The 25,370-nt window shown below is 62.1% G+C and carries 20 protein-coding genes; 7 read left to right on the top strand and 13 right to left on the bottom strand.

Annotation, left to right across the window (positions count from 1 at the left end; genetic code table 11):
* The 4 genes from ACMNI9_RS11235 to nhaA form a co-directional block, all read right to left on the bottom strand.
* The coding region (locus ACMNI9_RS11235; RefSeq protein ID WP_418832171.1) for a molybdopterin-containing oxidoreductase family protein at nucleotides 1-2,297 on the bottom strand (2,297 nt) is incomplete at its 3' end.
* A gap of 104 nt (nucleotides 2,298-2,401) precedes the next feature.
* On the bottom strand, nucleotides 2,402-3,007 hold the full coding sequence (locus tag ACMNI9_RS11230) for a hypothetical protein (protein ID WP_418832168.1): 606 nt from the start codon (nucleotides 3,005-3,007) through the stop codon (nucleotides 2,402-2,404).
* Between the two features lie 464 nt (nucleotides 3,008-3,471).
* Nucleotides 3,472-4,851 carry a bifunctional UDP-N-acetylglucosamine diphosphorylase/glucosamine-1-phosphate N-acetyltransferase GlmU gene (gene glmU / locus ACMNI9_RS11225; protein WP_418832165.1) on the bottom strand — a complete coding sequence of 460 codons (1,380 nt, stop codon included), beginning with the start codon at nucleotides 4,849-4,851 and terminating at the stop codon, nucleotides 3,472-3,474.
* Between the two features lie 23 nt (nucleotides 4,852-4,874).
* The gene (nhaA, locus tag ACMNI9_RS11220) at nucleotides 4,875-6,674 is read right to left on the bottom strand and encodes a Na+/H+ antiporter NhaA (protein WP_216529389.1); all 1,800 of its coding nucleotides are present in this window, start codon (nucleotides 6,672-6,674) and stop codon (nucleotides 4,875-4,877) included.
* Between the two features lie 333 nt (nucleotides 6,675-7,007).
* Here nhaA and hpf point away from each other — a divergent pair, with 333 nt between their 5' ends.
* Entirely contained in the window at nucleotides 7,008-7,583 is a 576-nt protein-coding gene (hpf, locus tag ACMNI9_RS11215) for a ribosome hibernation-promoting factor, HPF/YfiA family (protein ID WP_114567379.1), read from the top strand.
* Between the two features lie 5 nt (nucleotides 7,584-7,588).
* Entirely contained in the window at nucleotides 7,589-7,807 is a 219-nt protein-coding gene (locus ACMNI9_RS11210) for an acyl carrier protein (RefSeq protein ID WP_114567380.1), read from the top strand.
* An 88-nt stretch (nucleotides 7,808-7,895) separates the two neighbouring features.
* Here ACMNI9_RS11210 and ACMNI9_RS11205 read toward each other — a convergent pair whose 3' ends face one another.
* The 4 genes from ACMNI9_RS11205 to ACMNI9_RS11190 all read right to left on the bottom strand — a co-directional run bounded on the left by ACMNI9_RS11205 (nucleotide 7,896) and on the right by ACMNI9_RS11190 (nucleotide 12,825).
* On the bottom strand, nucleotides 7,896-8,417 hold the full coding sequence (locus ACMNI9_RS11205; RefSeq protein ID WP_418832161.1) for a hypothetical protein: 522 nt from the start codon (nucleotides 8,415-8,417) through the stop codon (nucleotides 7,896-7,898).
* 597 nt (nucleotides 8,418-9,014) lie between these two features.
* The gene (locus ACMNI9_RS11200) at nucleotides 9,015-10,355 is read right to left on the bottom strand and encodes a bifunctional folylpolyglutamate synthase/dihydrofolate synthase (protein WP_418832158.1); all 1,341 of its coding nucleotides are present in this window, start codon (nucleotides 10,353-10,355) and stop codon (nucleotides 9,015-9,017) included.
* A 99-nt stretch (nucleotides 10,356-10,454) separates the two neighbouring features.
* The gene (gene gltA / locus ACMNI9_RS11195) at nucleotides 10,455-11,939 is read right to left on the bottom strand and encodes an NADPH-dependent glutamate synthase (protein WP_114567383.1); all 1,485 of its coding nucleotides are present in this window, start codon (nucleotides 11,937-11,939) and stop codon (nucleotides 10,455-10,457) included.
* 1 nt (nucleotide 11,940) lies between these two features.
* Entirely contained in the window at nucleotides 11,941-12,825 is an 885-nt protein-coding gene (locus tag ACMNI9_RS11190) for a sulfide/dihydroorotate dehydrogenase-like FAD/NAD-binding protein (protein ID WP_216529385.1), read from the bottom strand.
* A gap of 316 nt (nucleotides 12,826-13,141) precedes the next feature.
* Between ACMNI9_RS11190 and ACMNI9_RS11185 the strand changes: the two genes are divergently transcribed.
* The gene (locus ACMNI9_RS11185; RefSeq protein WP_225749771.1) at nucleotides 13,142-14,065 is read left to right on the top strand and encodes a CorA family divalent cation transporter; all 924 of its coding nucleotides are present in this window, start codon (nucleotides 13,142-13,144) and stop codon (nucleotides 14,063-14,065) included.
* Between the two features lie 84 nt (nucleotides 14,066-14,149).
* On the opposite strand, the gene ACMNI9_RS11180 is transcribed toward ACMNI9_RS11185, so the two are convergent.
* From ACMNI9_RS11180 to ACMNI9_RS11170, 3 genes are all read right to left on the bottom strand, one after another.
* Nucleotides 14,150-14,722 (bottom strand): uracil-DNA glycosylase, encoded by a 573-nt coding sequence (locus ACMNI9_RS11180; RefSeq protein WP_114567385.1) that lies wholly within the window; start codon nucleotides 14,720-14,722, stop codon nucleotides 14,150-14,152.
* Nucleotides 14,723-14,734: 12 nt separating this feature from the next.
* The gene (alr, locus tag ACMNI9_RS11175; RefSeq protein WP_114567386.1) at nucleotides 14,735-16,126 is read right to left on the bottom strand and encodes an alanine racemase; all 1,392 of its coding nucleotides are present in this window, start codon (nucleotides 16,124-16,126) and stop codon (nucleotides 14,735-14,737) included.
* Between the two features lie 634 nt (nucleotides 16,127-16,760).
* Nucleotides 16,761-18,359, bottom strand: coding sequence for a LuxR C-terminal-related transcriptional regulator (locus ACMNI9_RS11170; RefSeq protein ID WP_216529384.1), 1,599 nt, complete (start codon nucleotides 18,357-18,359; stop codon nucleotides 16,761-16,763).
* Nucleotides 18,360-18,571: 212 nt separating this feature from the next.
* Between ACMNI9_RS11170 and ACMNI9_RS11165 the strand changes: the two genes are divergently transcribed.
* From ACMNI9_RS11165 to ACMNI9_RS11150, 4 genes are all read left to right on the top strand, one after another.
* A complete protein-coding gene (locus ACMNI9_RS11165) occupies nucleotides 18,572-21,019 on the top strand; it encodes a DMSO/selenate family reductase complex A subunit (protein ID WP_418832153.1) in 2,448 nt (815 codons plus the stop codon).
* 15 nt (nucleotides 21,020-21,034) lie between these two features.
* The gene (locus ACMNI9_RS11160; protein ID WP_418832151.1) at nucleotides 21,035-21,667 is read left to right on the top strand and encodes a DMSO/selenate family reductase complex B subunit; all 633 of its coding nucleotides are present in this window, start codon (nucleotides 21,035-21,037) and stop codon (nucleotides 21,665-21,667) included.
* 124 nt (nucleotides 21,668-21,791) lie between these two features.
* Nucleotides 21,792-22,418 (top strand): 4Fe-4S dicluster domain-containing protein, encoded by a 627-nt coding sequence (locus ACMNI9_RS11155; protein ID WP_418832148.1) that lies wholly within the window; start codon nucleotides 21,792-21,794, stop codon nucleotides 22,416-22,418.
* Nucleotides 22,415-23,269 carry a dimethyl sulfoxide reductase anchor subunit family protein gene (locus ACMNI9_RS11150; protein WP_418832145.1) on the top strand — a complete coding sequence of 285 codons (855 nt, stop codon included), beginning with the start codon at nucleotides 22,415-22,417 and terminating at the stop codon, nucleotides 23,267-23,269. Before ACMNI9_RS11155 ends, ACMNI9_RS11150 begins: the two co-directional genes overlap by 4 nt.
* 64 nt (nucleotides 23,270-23,333) lie before the next feature.
* Here the strand turns inward: ACMNI9_RS11150 and ACMNI9_RS11145 are convergent, their stop codons facing one another.
* The gene (locus ACMNI9_RS11145; RefSeq protein WP_114567392.1) at nucleotides 23,334-23,813 is read right to left on the bottom strand and encodes a MogA/MoaB family molybdenum cofactor biosynthesis protein; all 480 of its coding nucleotides are present in this window, start codon (nucleotides 23,811-23,813) and stop codon (nucleotides 23,334-23,336) included.
* A 183-nt stretch (nucleotides 23,814-23,996) separates the two neighbouring features.
* A complete protein-coding gene (gene glp, locus ACMNI9_RS11140; protein ID WP_216529380.1) occupies nucleotides 23,997-25,253 on the bottom strand; it encodes a gephyrin-like molybdotransferase Glp in 1,257 nt (418 codons plus the stop codon).
* Between the last annotated feature and the right edge of the window lie 117 nt (nucleotides 25,254-25,370).

Below are 25,370 nucleotides of genomic sequence, written 5' to 3'. Positions count from 1 at the left end.
GGGTATATCTCACGCAGGTACGGAATGTTGCGCAGCGTGCCGTGATGATACATCGGCAGACGCCCCTCGGTCAGCACCAGAGGATACTCGGTATCCGTAAGCGGGCTCTCGGCCGGCTCTTTGTAGTAGCACAGCGGCTCGTAGTCCTTCGATGCCGGCTCCAGCACAAGGTTCTTCTCCTCGAAGCACTGCGACCAAGGAAAGCCCGTGCGACCCAAAATGGTGTTTGATTCGCAGTACACTTCGCACTTCTTGGAAGGCGTCCCGAAGCCCTTGGCCTTACCCGTGGCTGCGTCAACCGCCTTATAGCCGTAGTACGTGCGGTACTCCTCTTCAGTGCACCACTCGAACACGCCCCTCTCGCACACCTCTTCCCAGGTCATGTCAAGCTTGTTCAAGTGCAGCTTCTGCTTCTCGTACTCGTTCTTGTACATGGGGATGCCGTTCGTGCCTTCGGCTGTGAAAGCCTCCTGCGCATGAACGTTGCCCATCTCGGCCATCTTCTGCACAATCTGCGTCCAGATGAGGCCCTCTTCCACCGTCTCGAACAGGTGGGTGACCGCCTGGCGAATGACGACAGCGTTGAGCTGCGGGATGACCAGGTTGGTTTCCAGCCATTCGGCGGAGGGGAGCAGCATGTCGGCGCACAGCACGGAAAACGCCGTCGGGTACATGAAGATATGGCAAATGAAATCGAGGTTCGGCACGATCTCGTCGAGGCACGTCGCGTTGCCAAGCACCACGTGCTTGTTGCCGGAGCGCTCGAACCATGCATGGATCTGGTAGGGATCGCCGTCCTTCATAGCCTTGAACACCGCGGGAATGAACGCCATATCCCAATCGAGCAGGCCTTTGTGCTCCTGCACGCCCAGACGCTTGAGCATCTTCTCCTTCTTGAGAAAGCGAGGCGTGTTGGGAATCTGATCGCGTGCCGGGCAAGGCTTGAAGCTTTGCAACATGGCCCCGGGCTTCTGCACGTTGCCCATGAGGTATTCGAGGTTGAGGGCGCCGAGCGCGCACTGCTGAGACTGCTCGTACTGGTCGATGGGCACGCCCTGCATGATGCCGGACTGGCCCGTCGTGTAGATCTCCAGCGCCTTCTCGATTTGCCCCTCGTCGAGCCAGCAGATCTCAGCAGCTTTAGCCAACGTGAACTCGTCCACGCTCTCTTTGAGCATCTGGCCGCCCGTAGGATACTGCTTGCCGTCGATCTCGTACGTACCGAACAGCGGGGGCACCACGCCTTCGTTCATGGGGTACTCCAGCACGACGGGCTTGCCCCGTGCCGGATCCCAGATAACGTAGTCCTTGTCGGTGCCTTCGAGGCCGCATTCAGTGGGCTTGAGCGTGAGGCGCGTTTCGGGGTTCACGAGGTAGGGCATGTTTGTCCAGTTCGTGCAGAAGTCCTCGTCGTATTTCTTGTTGTCGATGATCCACTTCGTCCAGGCCATGAGCAGCGCAGCATCGGTTCCCGGACGGATAGGCAGCCACACTTCGGCTTTGGCGGCGTCCATCGTCATGCGCGGGTCGATGACCACGGTTTTCAAGCCCTGCTCGCGAGCGCGCAGCTCGGCCAGCGCACGACCTCCCGTAGCCACCGAGCTGTTCGACGGGTCGGTACCCCACAGCACAAGCGAATCAACCGGAGAGTCGGTGAAGTAGTAATCCCAGCCATTGGAGTCGCTGAAGGACAGGTTGTTCGGCTTGCCCATGCCGTTCGATAGCTGCGAAGCGCCCATGCGCGGCAGGTAGCACTGCGCGCAACCGGGCTCCCAGACGTTGGGCGTGTTGATGGCCTCGCCGAAGCGCTTCACGTTGCTGAAGTGCGGATTGCCGCCACCGCCGGTGGACACGGCCACGCATTCAGAGCCGTATTTCTCATCGATCTCGATGAGTTTCGTGGCAATCTCGGTAATAGCCTCGTCCCAGGTAATGCGTTCCCACTGATTCTGACCGCGCTCGCCCACGCGACGCATGGGATACTTGTTGCGATTGGGATGGTAAAGCGCTTGAATGCCGGCCATGCCTTTCGCGCACAAACCACCTTGGCTCATGGGGCTTTCGGGATTGCCCTCGATCTTGATGACGCGACCGTTCTTCACGTGTGCCAGCACGGCGCAGCTTGCAATGCAGGCGCGACAGGCCGTCTTCACGATCTTCACGTCGCCGCCCGTGTCGGCATGCGCCGGATCTACGTTTACGAGGTCGTCGCCCACTGCGACGCCCAAACCGCATGCAGCGCCCAGCGCCGCCGCCGACTTCACGAAACTGCGTCGCGTGATGGTAGGCTGTGTCATGTTCCCTCCTCCTTATATCTCGTCTTTGCTGATGGTGCTTGGAATACTCGTATCTCAGATAGAACGCTCGCTTGTACGCGGAGCCAAAACGATCGGGCAGCGCTTTACCCGATCATGGCCAGCATCTGCCAACCGGCATCCGTCGTCTTCCACAAGCCGTCCCATGCAAGACCTCCCACGGTCTCCAACTTGGAGATGAAATAGCTGGGATACACCTGCCTTGAGGCGCTCGGCGCAGAGTATTCGCCGAGTATCCGCTCAATGGCATCCTTCGTCGCGCCGCCTTCGCAAAGCGCGAGCACGGCAGCGTATGCCTGCGCGTAGCTTGGGGGCTCGTCGCGCAGCACATCGCCGAACCGTCTCGTAGGTTCGAACTGCGCAAGTGCGGCAGCGCCGGCTGCGGTGGTTTGCACGATATAATCAACGGGTTGATCTTGTTTCTCTTCGCCCGATGCATATACGGGTTCGGGAACCTCAACAGCCGCCACTCCGCCGCAGTCCACCATGATGCGAAGCAGCGCGTGGGCATTTTGCGTACCGAGCCCCAACTCGGGCCTCTCGTCGATGCGAGCCTCGGCATCGCGGTACGGCATACGCTGCTCACACACAGACAGCACGGCGCACAACGCCAACGTGTTGGCATGGTTCGCATTGAGACGCTTGACAACGGCGTCAACGCCTTCGACGGTGTTAACCGTATCGTCGTTCATGGCCTTCCCTTTTCCCTCGCTCAAATCATCCGCCATTGGTTCAGAACGCTTTCACCTTATGGCGAGAAGAGCGCGGCAGGAACGTCCATAGTTCGTGAAGTTTCCCCGAAACCTTGAATATTTATGGGTGATTGCACGAGCAAAAACCCCACCAATAATGGATGAGAAACGGCTATGAACTGGTAAAACGGTGGAATTTATGATGTCGAGCGGCTTCATATGCGGCTCGCGTTCATTTGGAGCAGACAAACAGCGGCCGAAATACGGCCTCCACCTTGCGCGCGCCAACCGATCGCGCATTTCCGTGCGCGGCGTCGCAACCCCTCCTCTGACCGGCGCGCCGCAGAGCATTGTCGCCCGAAACGTACGGAATCCCCGCAAAAACCGTACGTTTCGGGCGACAATGCGTATATGAAAAACGGGGCGATCTCTCGCCCCGTCGCAGTTTCCGTTTTTCCGCGTTCCTACGCTTCCGCTTGCCTTGCGCGCTTCTTGGCGGCCCAACCGGGAATCTCGCGCTGCTCGGGTCGCGTCAGCGCCAAAGCGTCGGCCGCCACGTCTTTGGCAATGCACGATCCCGCACCGATGATCGCGCCCGCGCCGATGGTGACCGGCGCCACCATCATGGTATCGCTGCCCACGAACGCACCGTCGCCGATAACCGTCGGCCACTTTTTCTTGCCGTCGTAGTTGCAGGTGATCGAGCCCGCGCCGATGTTCACGTCTTCGCCGATGGTCGTGTCGCCGATGTAGGACAGATGCGGGACCTTCGACCCCTTGCCCACCGTGGACTTCTTGATCTCCACGTGCGTGCCGGCTTTCGCGCCTTCGCACAGATGGGCGGCAGGGCGCAGGTACGCGCGCGGACCAGCCGTCGCGCCGTCGTCCAGGCGCGCTTCCACGGCCACGGTCTCGTCAACCGTGCAGCCGCGGCCCACCACCGTGTCGGTCAGGCGGGAATTCGGCCCGACCACGCTGTCTTCGCCTATGCGCGTGGACCCCATCAAAAACGTCTGGGGCAGCAGCTCGACATCCTGCTCGATAACCACGTCCGGTCCGATCCACACCTGGTCGGGATCGGTCATGGTCACGCCATTCGCCATGTGACCAGCGTTGATGCGACGCTGCAGCAGCTTCGTGGCCTCAGCCAGCTGCGCACGCGAGTTCACGCCCAGGCACTCGGAAGCGTCATCGCACGGCAGCGCCAGCACCGGACGGCCAGCACGGCGGCAAATCTCCAGCACGTCGGTCAAATAGAACTCGCCCTGGGCATTGTCGTTGCCAACCTGGGCCAGCGCGTCGAACAAAGCACGCGCGTCAAAGCAGTAGAACCCGGAGTTGCATTCGCGCAAAGCCGCCTCTTCGGGCGTTGCGTCCTTCTGCTCCACGATGCGCGCCACCGAGCCCCGCTCGTCGCGCACGATGCGCCCGTACCCGAACGGATCGTCCAGCTCCATGGTCAGCACCACCACGGCAGCGTTATCGCGCTCGCGCGCCTCGACCAGCTGCGCAATCGTTCGGGGCGTGATAAGCGGGCAGTCGCCCGACAGCACCACCAGCGAGCCGTCGAAGTCGGCAAGCGCGTCCGCGCACACCAGAACCGCGCCCGCCGTGCCGTTCTGCTCGCTTTGCACAACCGCCTGCGTATCGCCCTCGATCAGCGGAATCACCTGCTCGCGAGCATGCCCCACCACGGAAACCACGCGGTCCACACCAGCTTCGCGGGCCGCGTCCACCACCCAGCGAACCAGCGGTTTTCCCAGCACCTCGTGGGCAACCTTGGGCTTCTTGGACTTCATGCGGGTGCCCGCACCCGCAGCTAGAACGATAGCAGCTGCTTCCATGTCATTCCTTCGCAACGTGGCTTCTATTCTTTCCCGGACATACCGGTAACGTCATCTTCCTCGCGACGCAACGCGCGCTGTCGAGCCGCCTCGCCGCCTTCGCGCACCAAGGCTTCCTCCACGCTTACCAGCGGAGGCTTATCCTGGTTCTCGTGCAAATCCTCCTGCACCTGCTCCAGCAGATCTTCCTTGCCCTCCTCGCGCAGCACGCGCGCCACCTCCTCGCGCAGCGCCTCGCGAACGTCCCCGATGGAGCCGCCGCCCAAAAGACCGGTCGGGCCCAGATCGACCACGATCTCGAACATGTGGCCCCGCGAATGAGCAGCCGCGAACTCCTCCTTCATCTGAGGGTTCTCGATGTCCCGCAGCATTTCCTCGTACTCGCGCGCCGCATCGCGGTCGGCCGTCTGCAGGTTCTCGTCGTCCTCGCGAGCCGTGGACAGGTAAGCCACGCCGCGCTTATGGGCGCGCTTCGCCTGCAAAAGCAGGAACAGAAAGCCGATGATGCCCGCCAGAAGCGACGCCGCCAGAATTCCCAGCTTCGCCGTAGCCACCAGGACCTCGTCGTCGAACGCCAGGTTAGCAACGAAAATAGCCATCGTGAAGCCAACGCCGCCCAGGATGCTCGCGCCCAGCATGTGCCCCCAGTTCACGTTCTCGGGAAGCGACGCCAGCTTGCTCTTCACAATGGCGAAGCTCATCACCATGATGCCAAGCGGCTTGCCCACCAGCAAACCAAGCAGAACGCCGTACAGAACAGGGTCGGTCAGCATGGCCCCAACGTCCACGCCGGTAAAGCTCACATCGGCGTTCGTCAGCGCGAACAGCGGCAGAATGGCGAAATACACCCACGGGTACAGCTTGTGCTCCAAACGCGTCGCGGGGGGCACCACCTGACGCGCCACGCGGCTCAGCGACGAAACCGTCTCGATGTACTTGCCCTGCGCGATAACCGGCGTCTCGGGCTGGAACGCCTCGTGCGCTTGCCGCACCTTGGTGCCCGACCAGTCGGTGAAGCTCTTCAGGTCAACGCGCGAGCCCGACGGGATGGCGAAGGCCAGCAGCACGCCGGCGATGGTGGAGTGCACGCCCGACATGAACACGCAGTACCACAGCACAGCGCCCACCAGCAAATACGGGACAAGCGAATAAATATGGCTGCGGTTCATCAAAACCAGCACCACCAGCACCGCCGCGGCGGCCCCCAGCCAGAACAGCGAAGGACTCTGGCCGTAGAAGATGGCGATGACCAGGATAGCCATGATGTCATCGGCCACGGCAAGCGTGCTCAGGAACACGCGAACGCCGCTAGGAACGCGATTGCCCAGCAAGGCCAGGATGCCCAGAGCGAACGCGATGTCGGTTGCGGTGGGAACGCCCCAGCCGTGAGCCGTTTCAGGATTCGTCGCGTTGAACAGCAGGTAGATGCCAACCGGCACGATCACGCCGCCGAGCGCCGCCATAATAGGCAGCAGAGCTTGGCGGATGTTCGTCAGCTCGCCCACCGTCAACTCGTACTTGACCTCCAAACCCACCAGCAAGAAGAAGATGGCCATGAAGATGTCGTTGATGATGTGCGCCATGGACATGCCGGCGAACGCATCCCCGAAGAAAAAGCCCACTTCCGTGTGCCAAAAATGGATAAAGGCATCGTACGCGCCCGTATTCGCGACAACAAGCGCAACCACAGCCGCCAGCAGCATTGCGCCCGCAGCCTTCGTAGACGAATGAGTGAACTGGATGAGCTTCCAATATCGAGCCTGATGGCCCTGAACCTCCGAAATGAAAATACGCTGAGTGCCTTCTTGGTTCGTATCAGTCATAATTGCCTTAGCGCATGCCCGCGACCCTTCCGGGGCGCCTCTCTTGCCTGTCATCGCGGGAGCCGGGCACGCGGCGCTCCCCTAAAACACCCTCGTATTATCCACCATCGCCCGGCACTTCCTTGTATCCACGCTACGTTTTTAAACCGATTTCATAACATGGTGCAAAATAGCCCTCCAAAACAAAGGGTTTTGCGCTATGCTATTCCTATCAGTTCGACGAAAGGAGTCGGCTTGCAATGCGACGAAAAAAGCTTCTTTTTGCCCGCATGACCAGGCCAGGCGCTTGATCGAGCTGTTTTTTTATTCGCCACGAGGTAAGAGGTGATTGCTATGAGCATTACCGTCACCGGACGCAAAATGCCTGTAACCGATGCACTGCGTCAGTACGCCGAAGAAAAGATCGGCAACTCCATGAAGGTCATGGACATCGATCCTCTCGTAGCCGAAATCGTTCTGTTCGTCGAGAAGAACCCCGCCAACCCTCGCCCCGCCGTCTGCGAAGTGACGCTGCGCACGAAGGGCCACATCATTCGCGTTGAAGAAAGCGAAGAAGACATGTACGCGGCCATCGACGTCGCCGCCGCTAAGGTGGTACGTCAGCTGCGCAAATACAAGACGAAGGTCATCGACCGCAAACTGCGCGCCGAAGACGAGACCATCCGCATCCAGCCCGCCGCTGCTGGAGAGCTCGACGTTGACGGCCTCATGCAAGAGCTTGCCGGCGACGAGGTTGTTCGCGTGAAGGAAATGGAATTCGCACCGCTGACCGAAGAAGAGGCGCTGGTTCAGATCGACCTTCTGGGCCACGACTTCTACGCCTACACCGACCGCGACAGCGGCCTGGTCAACGTACTGTATCGCCGTGACGGCGGCGGCTACGGCCTGCTCAAGCAAAAGGAGGATTAAGCTTCATGCCCACTATCGACACCATCAAGGAAGTGCTGCAGGAGAACCTGGACATCGATCCCGCCAACGTGACGGAAGAGTCCACGTTCGACTCCTTGGGCATCGATTCGCTCGACATGGTAGAGCTCATCTGCGACCTCGAAGAGAAGTGCGAAGTCGACTTCGGAGAGCCTGAAGGCCTGAACTCCGTAGGCGACCTGGTGCAGTACGTAGATTCGCTGTAACGCTTCGCCATCCATGAAAAAGGACCCCTCAGGGGTCCTTTTTCATGCGTCGGAAGGATTAACGCCAGCTAGCCCTGCGCAAAACAACCTACCTGCCGCCAAAAGACCGCACCGTGAACACCAGGGACAGGTAACCTGCCGCTGCTCCGCCGAAAGCGCACGCGCAGCCCTTGAGCGCCATCATGGTCGCCACGGAGATAGGTGCAGAAAGGGCGGATGCGGCGACAACGCCCAGCAACCCCATGAAAGCTCCCGCGACGACGGCTACAACCAGCATCGCCACACCATAACTACGCGGAACGACACCCGCAACACCCCCGAACGTCTCAGGCGAGACGAATGCGCCGGCCCGCATATCCCTCTTGGTGAGAGGCGCTGCGCATGCGAACAGAATCGCACCCAAAATGAGGCCCGTGATAACAAGATCGGCCACGATGCCAACGAAATCGAACTGCACGGTCATATCGCCGCTGTGCATGAACCAGAATATGACAGCGTTCAACACACCGTTAACGGCGCCAAAACCGATAAGGCATTTACGTAGGGCATAGGATGAGAACTTTACCGTATTTCCGGATACGGAGTTCCCTTCCGTCACATTCACGGCCATGGATGGTTCCTTCCATCGGGGATTTATTGGTGAGGAATTATAGCAACAAGCCTAGGTAGTCTCCGATGAGCTATTTCCGTTGATACGGTAATTTACTGCTCCAAATCTCAGATAATCTCATTTCTGCAGAGGCTGCGAAGAGGTCCTTGACTCTAAACGGACGCACGTTGGATAGGCCATTCGGCTGCGTCGGCAAAAAATCACGGCCGAAGCCCGTTTCCAGATGCGAAGTCGCCCTCAAGTTAGTATCGAAGAGGCGCCGTCCCGGCAAAGGCAGGACTTGCGCGCGAAAAAACACGTTCGCTGGTAGGTTTTGACGGTTTGAGGTCGTCGGAGCTTGCGAATCGGGCGCACCCGAAAGCGCGACGAAGCAGGCCAACGCTGTGACCAGCGGAAACAAAACGCAGGTCGCGCGGCGGCAAACGCGATGCCCAACTCGACGACCCCTAAACGTCAAAACCTGCCAGCGAGAGAGACTTTTCGTGCGCAAGCCCTTCGCGCACGGCGGCAGCAAGCCGCAGGCCGAGTAGCAGCAGCAGCCTGACGCAGGCCGAGTCGCGACGGCAAGCCGCAAATCGAGTCACGGGCGCGCAGGCGCTACCAGCCCGCTCGACGCATGGCAGCCCGAAGCGCGGCGATGCTGTACAAGCTGCCGAACGCGCACACCAACCCGTCGGAACCGGCCAGTTCGCAAGCCTTGGCCACCGCGTCGTCGAAATCGCGCGCTTCGTAGGGATTCACGCACGCAGAGCATCCGAGCAGATCTTGCCCCGTCCATCGAATGGCGCGCGCCAGCTTCGCCGCCGAAAGGGCGCGGGGGTTCGGGGGCGCAACGGCCACGAACGCGCTGCCCAGCGGCAAAACCGCTTCCAACATGGTGGGGTAATCCTTGTCCTCCAACACTCCGATCACGAACACAGCCTTGCGATCAGGGAACACGTCGCGCAAGGAATCCGCGAGCGCCTGCGCGCCTTGGGCGTTGTGCCCGCCGTCTATCACAAACGCCGGTCGGTCGTCCCGACTTGGCAGCACTTCGAAACGACCCGGCCACTGCGCCTGCGCGACGCCCGCGCGCAACGCCTCGTCCGAAATATCCCACCCGCGCAAGCGCAACGCGAACGCGGCCTCAAGGGCAAGCGCCGCGTTCATCGGCTGATACCGGCCAAGAAGCTGCGTTTCGTACGATTCGCCGCAATAGGAGAACGGCCGAACATGCACCTCCCCCGCTTCCGTAACGCGATGCTCGACCGGCCGCACGTCCAAACAAGAAACATCGGGATTCACCAGCGCATCGCCGCAATCCGCCGCAACGCGCTCGATCACGGCCATGGCCTCGGCCTCTTGCGGCCACGACACGACGGTCGAACCCGCTTTCACGATGCCGGCTTTCTCGCCGGCGATCGCGGCAAGCGTGGTGCCCAGCAAAGCCGTATGATCCAGGCCGATGCGCGTGATGACCGCAACTTCAGGGGCATCTATGACGTTCGTGGAATCAAGGCGACCCCCCAACCCCACTTCAAGCACGGCGATCTGGCATCCGCTGCGCGCGAAATGCTCGATGGCAACAGCGGTCATCAGTTCGAACTCGGTGGGATGATCGCCCGTATCGGCGGCCATCGCTTCGGCGTGGTCTTTGACCTCCAGCGTTACCGCCGCAAGGTCTTCCAAGGAAATGGAACGTCCGTCCACGCGAATCCGCTCCTCGAACGTCTCGATAAACGGGCTGGTGAACAGCCCCGTGCGCAATCCGGCGGCGCGCAGTATGGAAGATAGGAACGCGCTTGTCGACCCCTTCCCGTTCGTGCCCGCCACGTGAACGAACCGCATGCGATCCTGCGGGCGGCCCAAACGGTCCAGCAACTCGCGAATGCGGTCGAGCCCCAGGCGGGACGCTTGCCAGTGCGGCTCGTTGATGTAGGCGATAGGGTCGAATTCCATGATCAGCTCCTCTGCAAAACGAAAGCGAGCGCTTCGCACGAAACGCTCGCCCCCAAGATAGCACAACACCCCGCAAGCAGCACGACGGCCGGACAGCCGCTACTGCTGCGACAAATACTCCGCGATACCCGCAGCTGCGCGCTTCCCGGCGCCCATGGCCAAGATCACCGTAGCCGCGCCGATCACCGCATCGCCGCCCGCGAACACGCCGCGGCGCGACGTTGCGCACGTGCGCTTGTCGGCAACGATAAGGCTGCGAGGCGTAACCTCCAAGCCGGGCGTCGTCTTGGCGATAAGCGGGTTCGTCTTGGATCCCACGGCCATGACCAGCATGTCGATGTCGATCACGAACTCGCTGCCCGCAACCTCCTCGGGACGACGGCGCCCGCTTGCATCGGGCTCGCCCAACTGCATGCGCACGCACTCCAAGCCGGTCACCCAGCCGTCCTCGCTCCCGATCGCCCGCTTCGGGTTCGTCAGCATTTGGAAGCGGATGCCCTCCTGCTCGGCATGGTGCACTTCCTCCGCACGCGCGGGCATCTCGTCGCGGCTGCGCCGATACACCACGGTGACGTCCGCGCCCAAGCGCTTCGCCGTGCGCGCCGCATCCATGGCAACGTTGCCGCCGCCCACCACGACGCAGCGCTTTCCCGCATACACCGGCGTATCGTACGCAGGGAACTGGTACGCCTTCATGAGGTTCACGCGCGTCAGCAGCTCGCTTGCCACCATGACGCCGTTGAGCCCTTCGCCCTCGATTCCCAAGTAAGCAGGCAGGCCAGCGCCCGTTCCCACGAACACGGCGTCGAATCCGCGTTCGTTCAAAAGCTCGTCGATATCGTAGAGCTTGCCCACCAACGTGTTCAGCTCGAACGAGACGCCGCTGTCTCCCAGCTTGGAAACCTCGCGCTCAACCAGGTCTTTCGGCAAGCGAAACTCGGGGATGCCGTACGTCAGCACGCCGCCCAGCTTGTGCAGCGCCTCAAGCACCGTCACGTCGCAGCCGAGCTTAGCCAGCTCGCCAGCGCACGTGAGCGACGCCGGGCCGGACCCCACCACGGCCACGCGCTTGCCCGAAAGGTCAACATGGGGCACAACGGCGGTTTCGCCATCCGCATCCGCAACGGGAGCGGCGGCTTCCTCGGCGCGCTGCTGGGCAATCGCGGCGGCGGCCTCCTGCGGATGCTCGAACGCCCAGTCGGACGTGAAACGCTCCAAGCGACCGATGCCGACCGGCTCGCCGTTCTTGCCGCGCGTGCACACGCCCTCGCACTGCGTTTCCTGCGGGCACACGCGCCCGCACACCGCCGGCAGAGCACTCGCGCTCTTCACGATGGCGTACGCCCGAGCGAAATTCCCCAAGGCAACCTGCTCGATGAAATCGGGAATGGGGACGCCCACCGGGCAACCGTGCACGCAGGGACGCGTCGGGCACTGAATGCAGCGACGCGCTTCTAGCATGGCCTCTTCGGCGGAATACCCGCGCGCGACCTCGTCAAACGTTTTGGCACGCTCGACGGGATCCAGCTCGGGCATGGGAACCATCGTCTTCTGCCTGTTCACTTCGTAGCTGGTCCGCGCCATGTTAGGCCCCCTTCCGGTCGCCATGCGCAGACGCGCACCCGCAATTGCGGCCTTCGGAGGCTATTCGACCCGCCGCCGCATCCCGCGCCGCCGATTCGAACGAGCGGTACATCACCCCGCGACGCATCGCGTCGTCGAAGTCGACCAGATGCCCATCGAAATCGGGACCGTCCACGCACGCATGCAGATATTCGTCGCCCACCTTCACGCGACAGCCTCCGCACATGCCCGTACCGTCGATCATCAGGGGGTTCATGGAAACCAGGGTTTTGATGCCGTAAGGCTTCGTGGTGGCCGCCACGAACTTCATCATGATGACCGGGCCCACGGCAAGCACCAGGTCGTAGTTCGCGCCCTCGTCGATGCGCTGCTGAAGCGCCTGCGTGACCAAGCCCTTGTTGCCGTTCGATCCGTCGTCGGTCATGATGATCTGACGCGTGGAGCTGGCGTTGATCTCGTCTTCGAACAAAACGAGGTCGGCGTTACGGAATCCCGTGATCACATCCACTTCGCAACCTTGCTCATACAGCCACTTGGCCTGGGGATACGCAATAGCGGTTCCCAAACCGCCACCGATCACGCACGCGCGGCGCGCACCGGCAAGCTCGGTCGGGTTCCCCAGCGGGCCCACGAAGTCCAGCAGGGAATCGCCCGCCTTCATGTTCGCTAGGCGCATCGTCGTTGCCCCAACCGCCTGAAACACGATCGTGACGGTGCCCGCCTGCGCATCGCAATCGTTCATGGTCAAGGGGATGCGCTCGCCGCGCTCGTCAATGCGCAGCATAATGAACTGACCCGGCTTGATTTTCTTCGCAATCTCGGGAGCCCGCACAACCATGCGGGTGACTTCGGGGTTCAACGCCTCAACTCGTTCGATGGGATACACTCGCCCTCACCCTTCTCGTCTCGTCTCAGAACAAAAACAGCACCGGGTATCGGTGCCGATTCGAACTTGATAAGGCCGCCAGTATAGCAAACGGGGTTTAGGGGTATTGTTTCGGACGTGTTTCCACACGGCCAAAGGTATCCGACGCGCGCGGATGAGCGCCCTTCCGCAAAGCCCCTCGCGCGAGCGGTCGCAACGGCCCGCCAACGGCGCCGGCAACGGCAACGAACCGTTGACGGACCGTATGCCCGTCCAGGCCGCATGGTAGGCTCGAAACGTGGAGCCGTCCGAATGTTCGCACCCCAAGGAGGAGCCCGTGGCACGCATCTACGCCCTCGACAACCGCATGACGCCCGTCTCTTCCCTGCAGGATCTCGCGCACGGCCGGCCCGTCGCCATAGCGGCAGCGCCCCCGGAGCTCGACAGCCTAACCGCGCCGAGCGAAGAGGGGAAGCAAGCGCTTCGTTTGCTCGCTTCGGCCGAAAACACGTATCTCGACGTATTTCCCTCGTGCTTGGTCGGGTCGTTCGCCGTCCCCGACAAAGCGCGCATCCTTGACGACCCCACCTGCTTCACGTTCTATCTCGACAGGGACCGACTGGTTTTCCTGGACGAAAGCGGTACGTGCGAGCGGTTGCTGAGCGCCATTGCCGAACAAGGCGTACTGAAGCAGCCCACAACGGCTCACTGCCTGTTCGAGTGCATGAAGCTGCTCATAAAAGGAGACCTTGCGTTTCTGGCAGATTTGGAAGACCAGATGGAGGACGTCGAGGAGGCCATCATCGACCGCGGCATGGACGCAAGCAATCGCCGCATGCTGCTGTTCCGCCGCAAGCTACTGCGCATCGACACGTACTATCAGCAGCTGGTGGACATGACCAGCAGCCTTGCCGAAAACGAGAACAAGATGCTCGCGCGCGAAGAAACGCGCCTGTTCCTTTCGCTGCAAAAGCAGGTGGAGCGCCTGCTCAAACGCTCGCTCACGCTCAAGGAGTACAGCCTGCAGCTGCGCGAGCTGTACCAAGCGCAGATAGACATACAGCAGAACAACACCATGAAGTTCTTCGCCGTGGTCACCACGCTCTTTGCCCCGCTTACGCTGCTGACCAGCTGGTTCGGCATGAACTTCGCGCACATGCCCGGCATAGACTGGTCGTGGGGTTACCAGGCGGTCATCGCGCTGTCCATCGTCATCATCTTGGTGGAGCTCGCGATTTTCAAACGGAAGAAATGGCTGTAGAAACGCCCGTCCCCCGGCGAAGGGCATCTTCGCCAGGGGACGGGGCTGCATGATGCAACGGATAGCGCACGGCGTGCGCCGACGCTATTCGGCGTCGGCCGCGCGCAAAAGCTCGCCCAAAGTGGTGAAATCGTTTTCCAACGCCTCGCGCTTGCTGCCGTCGTACAGCGCTGCGGCCGGGTGGAAGATGGGAAACACCTTGAACTTGCCCGCGCGCTGCAGCGTGCCGTGCAAGCGCGTGATGCCGATGTCGGTTTTCAAGATGAACTTCGTGGAGAAATTGCCCAGCGTCACGATGAAATCCGGATCGATGGTGCGCGTCTGCTCGCGCAGATACGAAGCGCACAGCTCTATTTCCTCAGGCCGCGGATTGCGGTTTCCCGGAGGGCGGCACTTCAGCACGTTGGCGATGAACACGTCTTCGCGCGTGAGGCCCGCCACCGCCAAAAGCTCGTTGAGGTACTTGCCCGCCGCGCCGACGAACGGCTCCCCTTGCAGGTCCTCGTTCTTACCGGGCGCCTCCCCGATGATCAGCACGCGCGCCTCGGGGTTCCCCACCCCGAACACGGTTTGCGTGCGGCCGTCGGCCAACGGGCACTTCCGGCACGCTTCCACCTGCGCGCGAATATCGTCCAAAGGGATGTGCGGTTTGGTCATGCGGTCCCCCGTCTACACGTAATACCTGGGCATACGATGGCTGAACCCGATGGCAACCTCGTAGTTGATGGTCCCCAGGGTGTTCGCCATGTCGTCGATGGTCACAACGGAATCGCCTTCACGGCCCACCAACAGCACTTCGTCGCCGATTTGCGGGTCAAGCTTGAGCCGGTTCGCATACGTGCGCATGTCCACTTCGAACATGCACTGGTCCATGCAAATGTTGCCCACCTGACGGCAGCGCTGCCCCTTCAAGATAACGTCGGTCCTGCCGGAAAGCCCGCGGCGCAAGCCGTCGGCGTACCCGATGGGCAGCGTGCATATCTTCACGCTGCCGGGGCTGCGGTAGTTCATTCCGTAGCTCACGCCCTCGCTCATGGGCACCGTGCGCACATCGGAGATGCGCGCGTGCACGCTCATGACCGGCTTCAGGTCGATCAGCGGACGCGTCACCGACGAGGGATGCAGGCCGTACAGGCCCACGCCCAGGCGCACCATGTCGAAATGCACGTCGGGATACCGAATGGCGGCCGCCGTGTTGGCCGCATGCACGATGCCGGGATTGAAGCCCGCCACGTTCAGCGCGGTAACGGCCTCGATGAAGCGCTTGACCTGGATCTGGAAATCCAGCGTTTCGGCGGAATCCGCCGTGGCGAAGTGCGTGAACGTGCCCACCAAATCCAGCGCCCGATGGAAGCTCACCTGCCCCATGAACTCGACCACTTCGTCGTGACGGACGCCGATGCGGTTCATGCCGGTGTTCACCGCCAAATGGTAGGGCGCCTTCATGCCGTATGCATCGGCCGTTTCCGCATACTGGATAGCGAACTCGGGCGTGTACACGCTTGGCATGACCTTGTACGCAAGCAGCAGCGGAATAGCGGAAAGCGGCGGCTGGGACAACACCAGAATAGGGGCGTTCACCAGGGCTTCGCGCAGCTCGATCGCCTCGTCCACGGTAGCAACGCCCAGGTAGTCCACCCCGGAATTGAGCGCGGTTTTGGCGCACTTCACCGCACCGTGTCCGTACGCGTCGGCCTTGACCACGGCCATCACGCGCACGCCGGCTCCCACTCGCTGCTTGATCATGGTGGCGTTGTAGCGAATCGCGTTGAGGTCGATCTCGGTCCAGGCCCATCGACGATCGGTGGTGGGGATCAGGCGCAGTTTATCGGGATCGAACTGCGCCGGCTCGTCATCGGGGCGAGCATGGTCGCGCGCGTACTGGAACGCGCCTTCCGCGCCGCTGTTGAACGCCGCCGAGGTCGCTTCGTACGCGCTTTGCCCGCCCGACGACCCCGCGCCGCGCGCGTTCGCGTTGATGGCCGAACGCGCCGATTCGAAGCCGAGCGGCTTGCGATTCGCGAAGCCGGTGAATCCGTTGGGAAGCTCTTGTGCCGTCATGCTGCATGCCTTTCAGTCGATCGGGCACCAGTATAACACTGCAATGTTCGACCGGCCCGGGGACCGCCGCGAGCGCAACACCCCGACGTTAGCCGCACGTGCCGCGCAGCCGCCTTCCGGCCTTGCGCGCAGGCGGAATCCGAACGCAAGGGCTGCCGTTCGCGCGGGGCGCCGTTCGCACGAGCGACCCTCCCCCTCCCGAGCGCAGCCATCCCGGAAGCGCTTCTCTGCAGAGTTGCATACAGGGTTACATGCGAGGTTGCGCGCGAAAAAACCCGTTTGCTGGCAGGTTCTGACGGTTTGAGGTCGTCATGCCGGGCCTCGGCTTCGCTGTCGTTCGGCCCGGTTTTCGTTTTGCCTGATCAGGAAGCCGGGCTTCCGCATCGCGCTTTCGATGACGCTCGTGCCGCCGGGTCAGACGACCTCAAACCGTCAGAACCTGCCAGCGACAGCGGTTTTTCGTGCGCAAGCGGCATGCCGCGCCCGCGGCACCCGCGCGACGCCCGGGGCCTCCGCCCGCAGCACCCGCGCGACACCCGACACCAGGGGCCTCCACGCGCGCCGCCGCAGCGCACGCCCGACGCCCAGCACCAGGGGCCTCCACGCGCGCCGCCCGCGCGACGCGCGAGAAGCCCTACCCGTCCAGCTCGTGCAGCATGTCCAAAAGCTCCTGACGCTTGTGGATGTCCAGCTTCGTGTAAATGTGCTTGGCGTGGGTGCGCACCGTGTTCTCGCTGATGACCAGGCGTTCGGCAATAGTCGCCATGCTGTTTCCGCGCGCGATAAGCTCGGTCACCTCGGTCTCGCGCATGGACAGGCCGTAGCGCTCCTGCAGCTGCAAGCACTGCTTCGACGTGCGGTCCCGTATGGCACCCGCATCTTCGGAGGCCGAAGGACGATTGCGACGCTTCTTGGATGACGCGCCCTTGCGCGACGACGGATCGGCGTCCTGGGTAGGTCCATCGACACCGGCGATCGCCTTGCGGGCAGCGCGCCCCGACGCCTGGGAAATGCCCAGAGGCAGGAACTCGATAGGATCCGCCGTCACGGTCCCCTTAGAAGCAATCGACTTGAACAGCGTGCCCGTTGCCGCAAGCAGGGTAAGACCCAGCACGTAGCTTGACGCCATCGCCACGATGAACAGCCACTCGCGCCCGTCCACGGACACGAAATCGCTCACCCAGCCTAGCAAGAATCCCACGCTTTGCATAATGTAGGCAACACCGCCAAAGAACCCGTAAATGAACACGGGGTTGATACCGCGGTCGCGCGAAACCTGCGCGCACTGCATCATCATAAGCATCTGAACAAGCGAGAACACCATATACGTAAAGCCCGCGAACAGGTTCAGGTATATCGGACCCAAAAACGGCAGCAGCAAAAACCCCGTGATAATAACGGGATACACCACGCGAAACACCGACGTAAGGCCGAAGCGAAAGCTCATGCGATACCACAGCACCAACAGCACCGCCGCCGAGACGAACGAGCCCAGCATGGACGCGCTGTTCACCACCGCGGCAATCTCTTCGTGCAGAAGCGCAATGCCGCGAATGACGCCGCTGGCTAAAGCAAGCGATCCTACGCACAGGGCGCTTCGCCAATAATCGGATATGGCCTGACGGTACACGCGCGGGTGCTGACGCGGAACGTCCTCGAACATCGGCTGGTCAACGCGCATCTCGCGCACCGAAAGGGCAATGCACAAACCGCACAGCGGAACGAACACGAGCGGAATCAAAAAGGCCGTTAACGCAATAGGAACCAAATACAGTGCGAAATAGATGAACGGGGCTATGGCCGTGCCCGCGATCAAGCGCAAGTTGCCCCGCTCCGCCGGCAACGACGCGAAATAACGCTGCCACAACATGAACATGCCCGCACAGCCGACGCCCAGCAAAACGCCGCCGCCGGCCACCAGCACAAGGGTGGCCACGGTAGCGTACATGGCGCCGATGAGGCACGCCGAGCCGCCAAACACCAAAAGCGCGCTCAAAGAAACCAGCATGCGACGGGCGCCGCCGGGAACGTAATAGGAACCGAACATGCTGGCAACGAAGGCTCCGCCGAACGCCAAAGCCTGCGCAAGGAAAAAGGTCAGCGTGACTTCTGCCGTTTGAAACTCAAGCGGCAGAAACGGAAAGACGCCTCCCCAAATAGACGTCGCGTTCACCGTCAAAAAGCACGCATAGCCCCAACTGGACACGTGCGTCCGCGCCGTCGATTGCGTCATGTAGCTGCCACCCCCTCCGGTACCATACTGCAAAGCATGGTAGCATACGAGCGTCGTCTCGCAAGAAGGCACCTTGGCGATTTTTGCGGTATGGTTATATCGCGACCTGGGGTTTTACCCTTAAATCACATGACGAGTGTGATTCTTCTTCCGCCGGTTTCCGGTACTTTTGACCACGGCGAGAGGAACAACCATAGTCAGAGGAGGGAACTATGACCGTACACGAATCGACGCTATCGCGCCGCACGTTCGTCAAAGGGTCGCTCGCGGGCGTCGCGCTCGCAGGAGCTGCCGGGTCCGCGCTCTACGGCTGCGCACCCAAGGCCGAGGAAACCGCGAAAGACGGCGCCGCCGCGACAAGCGACCAGATCGCTTGGAGCCAGTGCAACGTGAACTGCGGCGGCAACTGCGTCTTCCAGTGGCATTCCCGCGACGGCAAGATCGTCTACATGGAATCCGACAACACGGGCGACGCCGACCTGCAAGCGCGCGCTTGCCTGCGCGGCCGCTCCATGCGCCGCTGGATCAACAGCCCTGACCGCCTGCTGTATCCCATGAAGCGCGTTGGCAAGCGCGGGGAAGGCAAGTTCGAGCAGATTTCCTGGGACGAGGCCATCGACACCATTGCAAGCGAGCTCAAGCGCGTCATCGACACGTACGGCAACGAAGCCATCTACGTGAACTACGCCACCGGCATGTACTCGACCACCGGGCGCAACCCCAGCAAGCGCCTGCTCAGTCTGCTAGGCGGCTTCATCAACCAGGGCTACGATTACTCCACGCACATGATGTCGGCCGTCATGCCGTACATGTTCGGCAGCGACAAGGAGAAGGGCAGCGTTTACAGCCCGTACGACAACGTGAACGCCTCCTCGTTCTCCGAGGCCGAGCGCGCATCCGACCTGGTGGTCATGTTCGGAAACAGCCCCGCCGAAACCCGCATGGGCGGCGCGAACGCCGTGTGGGACTTCGCCAAGGTGCGCGAAGCCGTCAACGGCCGCGGCGGCAAGATCATCAACATCGACTACCGCCTGAACGAGTCTGCATCGGGCCATCCGGACGAGTGGCTGCCCATCCGCCCCGGCACCGACGCTGCGCTGTGCTCCGCCATCGCGCACGAGTGGATTGCCAACGGCCAGGTGAACAAGGAGTTCCTGGACAAATACTGCGTCGGTTACGACGAGGACACCATGCCCGAGTCCGCCAAGGGCCAGAACAAGTCCTACAAGGACTACATCATGGGTACCGGCTACGACATGGTTGAGAAGACCCCCGAGTGGGCCGCCCCCATCACGCAGATCTCGGCGGACAAGATCCGCGAGCTGGCCGCTGCCATCGCCGCCGCCAAGGCTCCGTTCATCTGCCAGGGCTGGGGATCGCAGCGCCACACCAACGGCGAGGACACGGCCCGCGCCATCAGCATGCTGCCTATCCTGATCGGCCAGCTGGGCCTACCGGGCACCAACACGGGCCAGCGCGAGGCCGAGCCGCCCACGTACTTGGTCGGCTCCCTGCCGTTCAAGAACCCCATCAAGACCGCCATCCCCGTGTACCAGTGGGTGAACGCCGTCGACCACGGCAAGGACATGACCGCCACCAATGCGGGAATCATCGGCGCCGACAAGCTGGGCAGCGACATCAAGTTCCTGTGGAACTACGCCGGCAACTGCATCACCAACCAGCACGGCGACATCAACTACACGCACGAAGTGCTGCAGGACGAAAGCAAGCTGGAATTCATCTTGGTATGGGACACGGTGATGACCGACTCCGCCAAGTACGCAGACATCCTGCTGCCCGACGCCATGCGCTCCGAGCAGTTGAACATGCAGACGCAGGGCTATTCCGAGTACTACACGGCCGTCGTGGTGGGCGGACCGGCCCAGGAGGCCCCGGGCGAGTGCCGCACCAGCTACGACGTGTGCGCGGACATCGCCGACAAATTCGGCAAGAAGGACGAGTACACCGAAGGCCGCACGCAGGAGGAATGGATACAGCACCTGTACGAAGAGGGCGCCAAGGCCGACGGCAAGATGCCCACGTGGGACGAGATCAAGGCGCAGGGCATTTACAAGCGCGCGCTCGAGCCGTCCATCGGACTGAAGGACTTCCGCGACGATCCGGCGAAAAACCCGCTGGGCACGCCTTCCGGAAAGATCGAGATCTACTCCGAGCAGCTGGCGACCATCGCCGCTACGTGGGAGCTCAAAGAGGACGAGGTCATCAACCCCATCCCCGTATTCACGCCTGGCTTCCAGGGATACGGATCCGTCACCGACGAGTACCCGCTGTACTGCTCGGGATTCCATCACAAGAGCCGCACGCACTCCTCGTTCGGGTTCATCCCCGAGCTTGAAGCCGTGGCCCGTCAACAGCTGTGGATCAACCCGATGGACGCCGATCCGCGCGGCATCAAAGACGGCGACAAGGTGGCCGTGAAGAGCCCGGCAGGCGAGATCCGCATCGAAGCCAAGGTGACGCCGCGTATCGTGCCCGGCACCATCGGCATTCCGCAGGGCGCTTGGCACAAGGCCAACATGAGCGGTGACCGCGTGGACGAAGGCGCATGCGTCAATACGCTGACCACGTACAAGCCCACGCCGCTGGCAAAGGGCAACGGCCCCGCGCACTCCATCATCGCTCAAGTCACCAAGGCATAAAGGGGGGAAGACGACATGACTCAGTATGGATTTTACTTCGATAGCACGCGCTGCACGGGTTGCCGCACCTGCGAAATGGCGTGCAAGGACTACAAGGATCTGCCCGCCAACATAGCGTACCGCCGCGTATACGACTACGAAGGCGGCTCCTGGACGGACGCGGGCGACGGCACGTTCACCTCCGACACGTACGCATACCACGTGTCGCTGGGCTGCCAGCATTGCGAAAAGCCCGCTTGCATGGCGAAGTGCCCGCAGGGTGCCATCGTGAAAGACCCGGAAAACGGCTTGGTGCATATCGACGACGAGAAGTGCACCGGCGTGGGGGCCTGCGTGGAGACGTGCCCTTACAACGTGCCCATCGTCAACAAGGAGATCGGCCGCGGCGTGAAGTGCGACGGCTGCGCCGACCGCGTGGCCGAGGGCAAGAGCCCCATCTGCGTGGAGGCATGCCCGCTGCGCGCGCTTGAGTTCGGCGACATTGAAGAGCTGCGCGCGAAGCACCAAGGCACCGTGGCCGGCATTGCGCCCATGCCCTCGCCCGACACGACGAACCCCTCTATCGCCATTCTGCCTTGCCCGGCGGCGAAAGAGCCCGGCGACAAGACCGGCGCCATCGCCAACGAAAAGGAAGTAACGCTGGCATAGACCGACGAACCAAGCACCCCTCCCCGGCCGGCGCGCTGCACTCAAGCGGCGCGCCGGCTTACCGTTATAATAGGCCCAGACGAGAGGGAGCCGACAATCAGCCGGCCGTACGGGAAGCGATGCCATGCCACGGGGATTTTTCTTCGACAACACAAGATGCACGGGATGCAGAACCTGCGTCCTTGCGTGCAAGGACTACCACGACCATGGCTCCGAGCTGGCATTTCGCATGGTTCTTGACTACGAAGGCGGCGGCTGGACGCGCACCAACGACGGCACGCTTTACCAAGATGCCTACGCATATCACATCTCCATCGCCTGCAACCACTGCAACAGCCCAGTATGCACGCAGGTATGCCCCACCGGCGCCATGCACAAAGACGACCTGGATTTGGTGTGGCCGGACGTACGCAAGTGCATCGGATGCGGCTACTGCACCATGGCCTGCCCCTACCATGCCCCCCGCATCGATCAAGAGCTGAAGCGATCGAGCAAGTGCGACGGATGCCGCACGCGCGTCGCGAACGAGCAGGCCCCCATCTGCGTGGAAGCATGCCCCGTGCGCGCGCTCGACTTCGCAGCGGCGGGCACGTTGGCCGAACGGTACCCCACCGCGGTACGCTCCATCATGCCACTTCCCCCTGAGGATGCGACCGACCCCAACCTGCTCATACTCCCGTCGCCCGCCGCCGAGCGCGCGACGGACGGCGGCGGACGCATCGCCAACCGCCAGGAAGCGGGCATCGCATGAACAGCGGATTCGATTCGTTCTCGCTCGCCTTGTTCACCTCGCTTGCTCCGGCAGGCGTCGTGGCGTTCATCGTGCTGGCTTGCGCGCGACTGGGCGTCCGCAACCGCGAAGCCGCCGTGCGCATCGATCGCGTGATCGCGCTTCCGTTCTCCGTGGCGTTGATCGGGTTCATCGCTTCGGCAACGCACCTGGGAACGCCGGCAAACGCGCTGCACGTGTTTTCCGGCATCGGAAGATCGCCGCTATCGAACGAAGTGCTCTCGGCTGTGGCGTTTTTGTTTCTTGTGGGATCGTACTGGATGACGGCGTTCAAGCAGCGCTTCCCCGATGCCGTGGCAAAGCCGTGGCTCGTGCTTTCGTGCATCGCGGGCATCGTGCTGATCGCGGCAACGTCCACCGCGTATTCCGTGCACACGGTTCCCACCTGGGACACGCCGTACTCGCCGGCGAACCTGGTTCTTTCCGCCCTGCTGGCTGGGCCCGTGCTGGGAATGCTGTTCCTGGAAATGGCCCACGCACGGCCCTTCGGCCTGGAAATCGGCTTGTTCGCTGCGGCCTGCCTGGCTTTGATCGCCGGTACTGCGGTACTGATCATGCACGATGCCAGCCTATCGCTTATAGCGAACAACGAAATTGCCGCCACTTCCCTGGCTCCACGATATCCGGCGGCTATAGCGACCCACCTTGTGCTTGGCGTTGCGGGCGTAGCGGCCGCCGGCTTCTCGCTTCGTCGCGGGCAAGCGGAACGTCTCACGTTCATTTTGCGCATTGCGGCAAGCGCCCTGGTGCTGGCCGCCGTGCTTGTCACGCGCATCGTGTTCTACAACCTACACATGACGGTAGGGTTTTAGAAAACAGCGGGCGTCGGCAACACCGAAGCATCGCCGACGCCCGCTTAGGCAGAGCCAGTCGAGTCTAGTGCCCGCCGCCCGCCATCATCTTGGCCGCATGCGGAAGAGCGGCCGCGATGCCGTCCCAATTCTCGCGAGCTGCCTTTTCGCTGCCAGGCAGATTGATCACCAAATGACGGCCCCGCTGCATGCACAGCGCGCGGGACAGCATCGCATACGGCGTGATGGCCAAGCTGTGCGCGCGCATAGCTTCGGCAATGCCCGGAACATTGCGCTCGCACACGTCCATCGTGGCCTCCGGCGTCACATCGCGCAAAGAAAGGCCGCTTCCGCCGCAGGTCAAAACGATGTCAGCATCAAGCTCGTCGCACGCATGCACGATGGCGGCCGAAATGTCCGCACGCTCGTCCTTCACCACGACGTGGCTTTTGCACTCCCAGCCGTTATCGGCGATGAGCGCTTCGAGGGCCGCGCCGGCCGTGTCTTGCTTCAAGCTGCGCGTATCGGAGCACGTGATAATAGCGAAGGTGATGTTTCGATCCATGGTAAACCTTTCTCACCGGTTGGCGTAGTCAGTCAGCGAGAGGGGCTGGGGTGCGCCGAATTCGCGGGATCGCGGAGGCGAAGCGTACCTTGGGTACGCGAGCTTCCGGGATCGCGCGAATTCGGTGTGCACCGGTCCCTCGCAGCGTCGAGCCGTTCCGCCGTTCGGCAGAACGGCGGAACCTTACAGGCAAACTTCCTCGTTGACGTCCAGCAGAATGCACCTGACCAGCGAGCCTTCCGTACGCCCCTCCAGGCCCTCGGGCAGCACGACCATGCAGTTGCTTTTCTGAAGGGGGCCGAACAAACCGGAGCTCTGGTTGCGAGCAGGCTCGACCACGTACTCCCCCGATTCGTTCTTGGACAGGGTGGAACGCAAGAAGATGCGACGAGGGTCGCGCTTTTTGGCGTCGCGCGCCAACTTGGCCATCACGGACGGGCGCTCGAAGCACGTATAGCCCTGCATTTTGCGCAGTGCGGGACGGATGAGCATCTCGAAGCCCACGTAAGCAGCCGCCGGATTCCCCGGCAGGCCGAACACGGGCGTGCCGTTCACCACGCCGAACGTCTGCGCTTTTCCCGGGCGCATGTTCACCGTGGTCATCAACAGGTCGCCTAGTTCTTCCACCACCGGCTTGATGAAATCGAAGTCGCCATTCGACGCGCCGCCGCTGGTCACCACGAAATCGAAGTCGCGCACCGCCGCGTTGATCGCCGCCGCCAAAGCCTCCTGCGTGTCTTCGACGATGGGCAGTACAACGGGCTTTGCACCAGCCGCGCGCGCCGAGGCGGCCAAGGCGTAGCTGTTCGAGTTGCGAATCTTGCCCGCTGCGGGGACCTCCGAAGGATCGACCAGCTCGGACCCGATGGAGATGATGGCCACGCGAGGACGCTGATGCACCGGCGCCTCAACCACGCCGCATCCCGCAAGAAAGCCTACGCCAGCAGGGTTGATAACCTCGCCGCGCTCAACCACCACCTCGTTGGCTTTAGCCTCCTCGCCCGCTTCGCGCACGTTCGATCGAAGCTTGGTCGGCTCGACGAAAGCAACCCGGCTGCTTGGCTTGCCATCGCCCGTAACCACCTTCACGATCTCGTACTTCACCACGGAGTCCACCGCATCGGGGATGGGGGCGCCAGTCATGATGCGCACGCACTGCCCATCCCGAATGGGACCGTCGAACGTGTCGCCCGCCGCCACTTCGGCGATGACGTCAAGCTCCATCGGAGATTCCGGGCTCGCATCGACAAGTTCGGCGGCCCGAACCGCGAAGCCGTCCATAGCAGAATGCGCGAACGGGGAAATGTCGATGTCGCTTTTCAAATTAGCTGCGGCAACCCGCCCGGCGGCGTCCAAAACAGGCACCGTTTCGGCCGGCAACGTCTCAACATGGGAAAGAACCAGATCACGAGCTTCTTCGACCGAAACCATTTCAAGCATGAGCATCCTCCCTACCAGGCGAGTCGAGCTTGCACGCGCAACCCCTCGCGCACAAGCTCGGCGCAACCGCTTATTCACTAACGCATATTATAGCGCTTAGAGGATATAGAAAAGCGG

It is taken from the genome of Paraeggerthella sp., from assembly GCF_048427265.1.
GTDB lineage: Bacteria > Actinomycetota > Coriobacteriia > Coriobacteriales > Eggerthellaceae > Paraeggerthella > Paraeggerthella hominis.
This window is presented reverse-complemented; position numbering and strand designations above follow the sequence as displayed.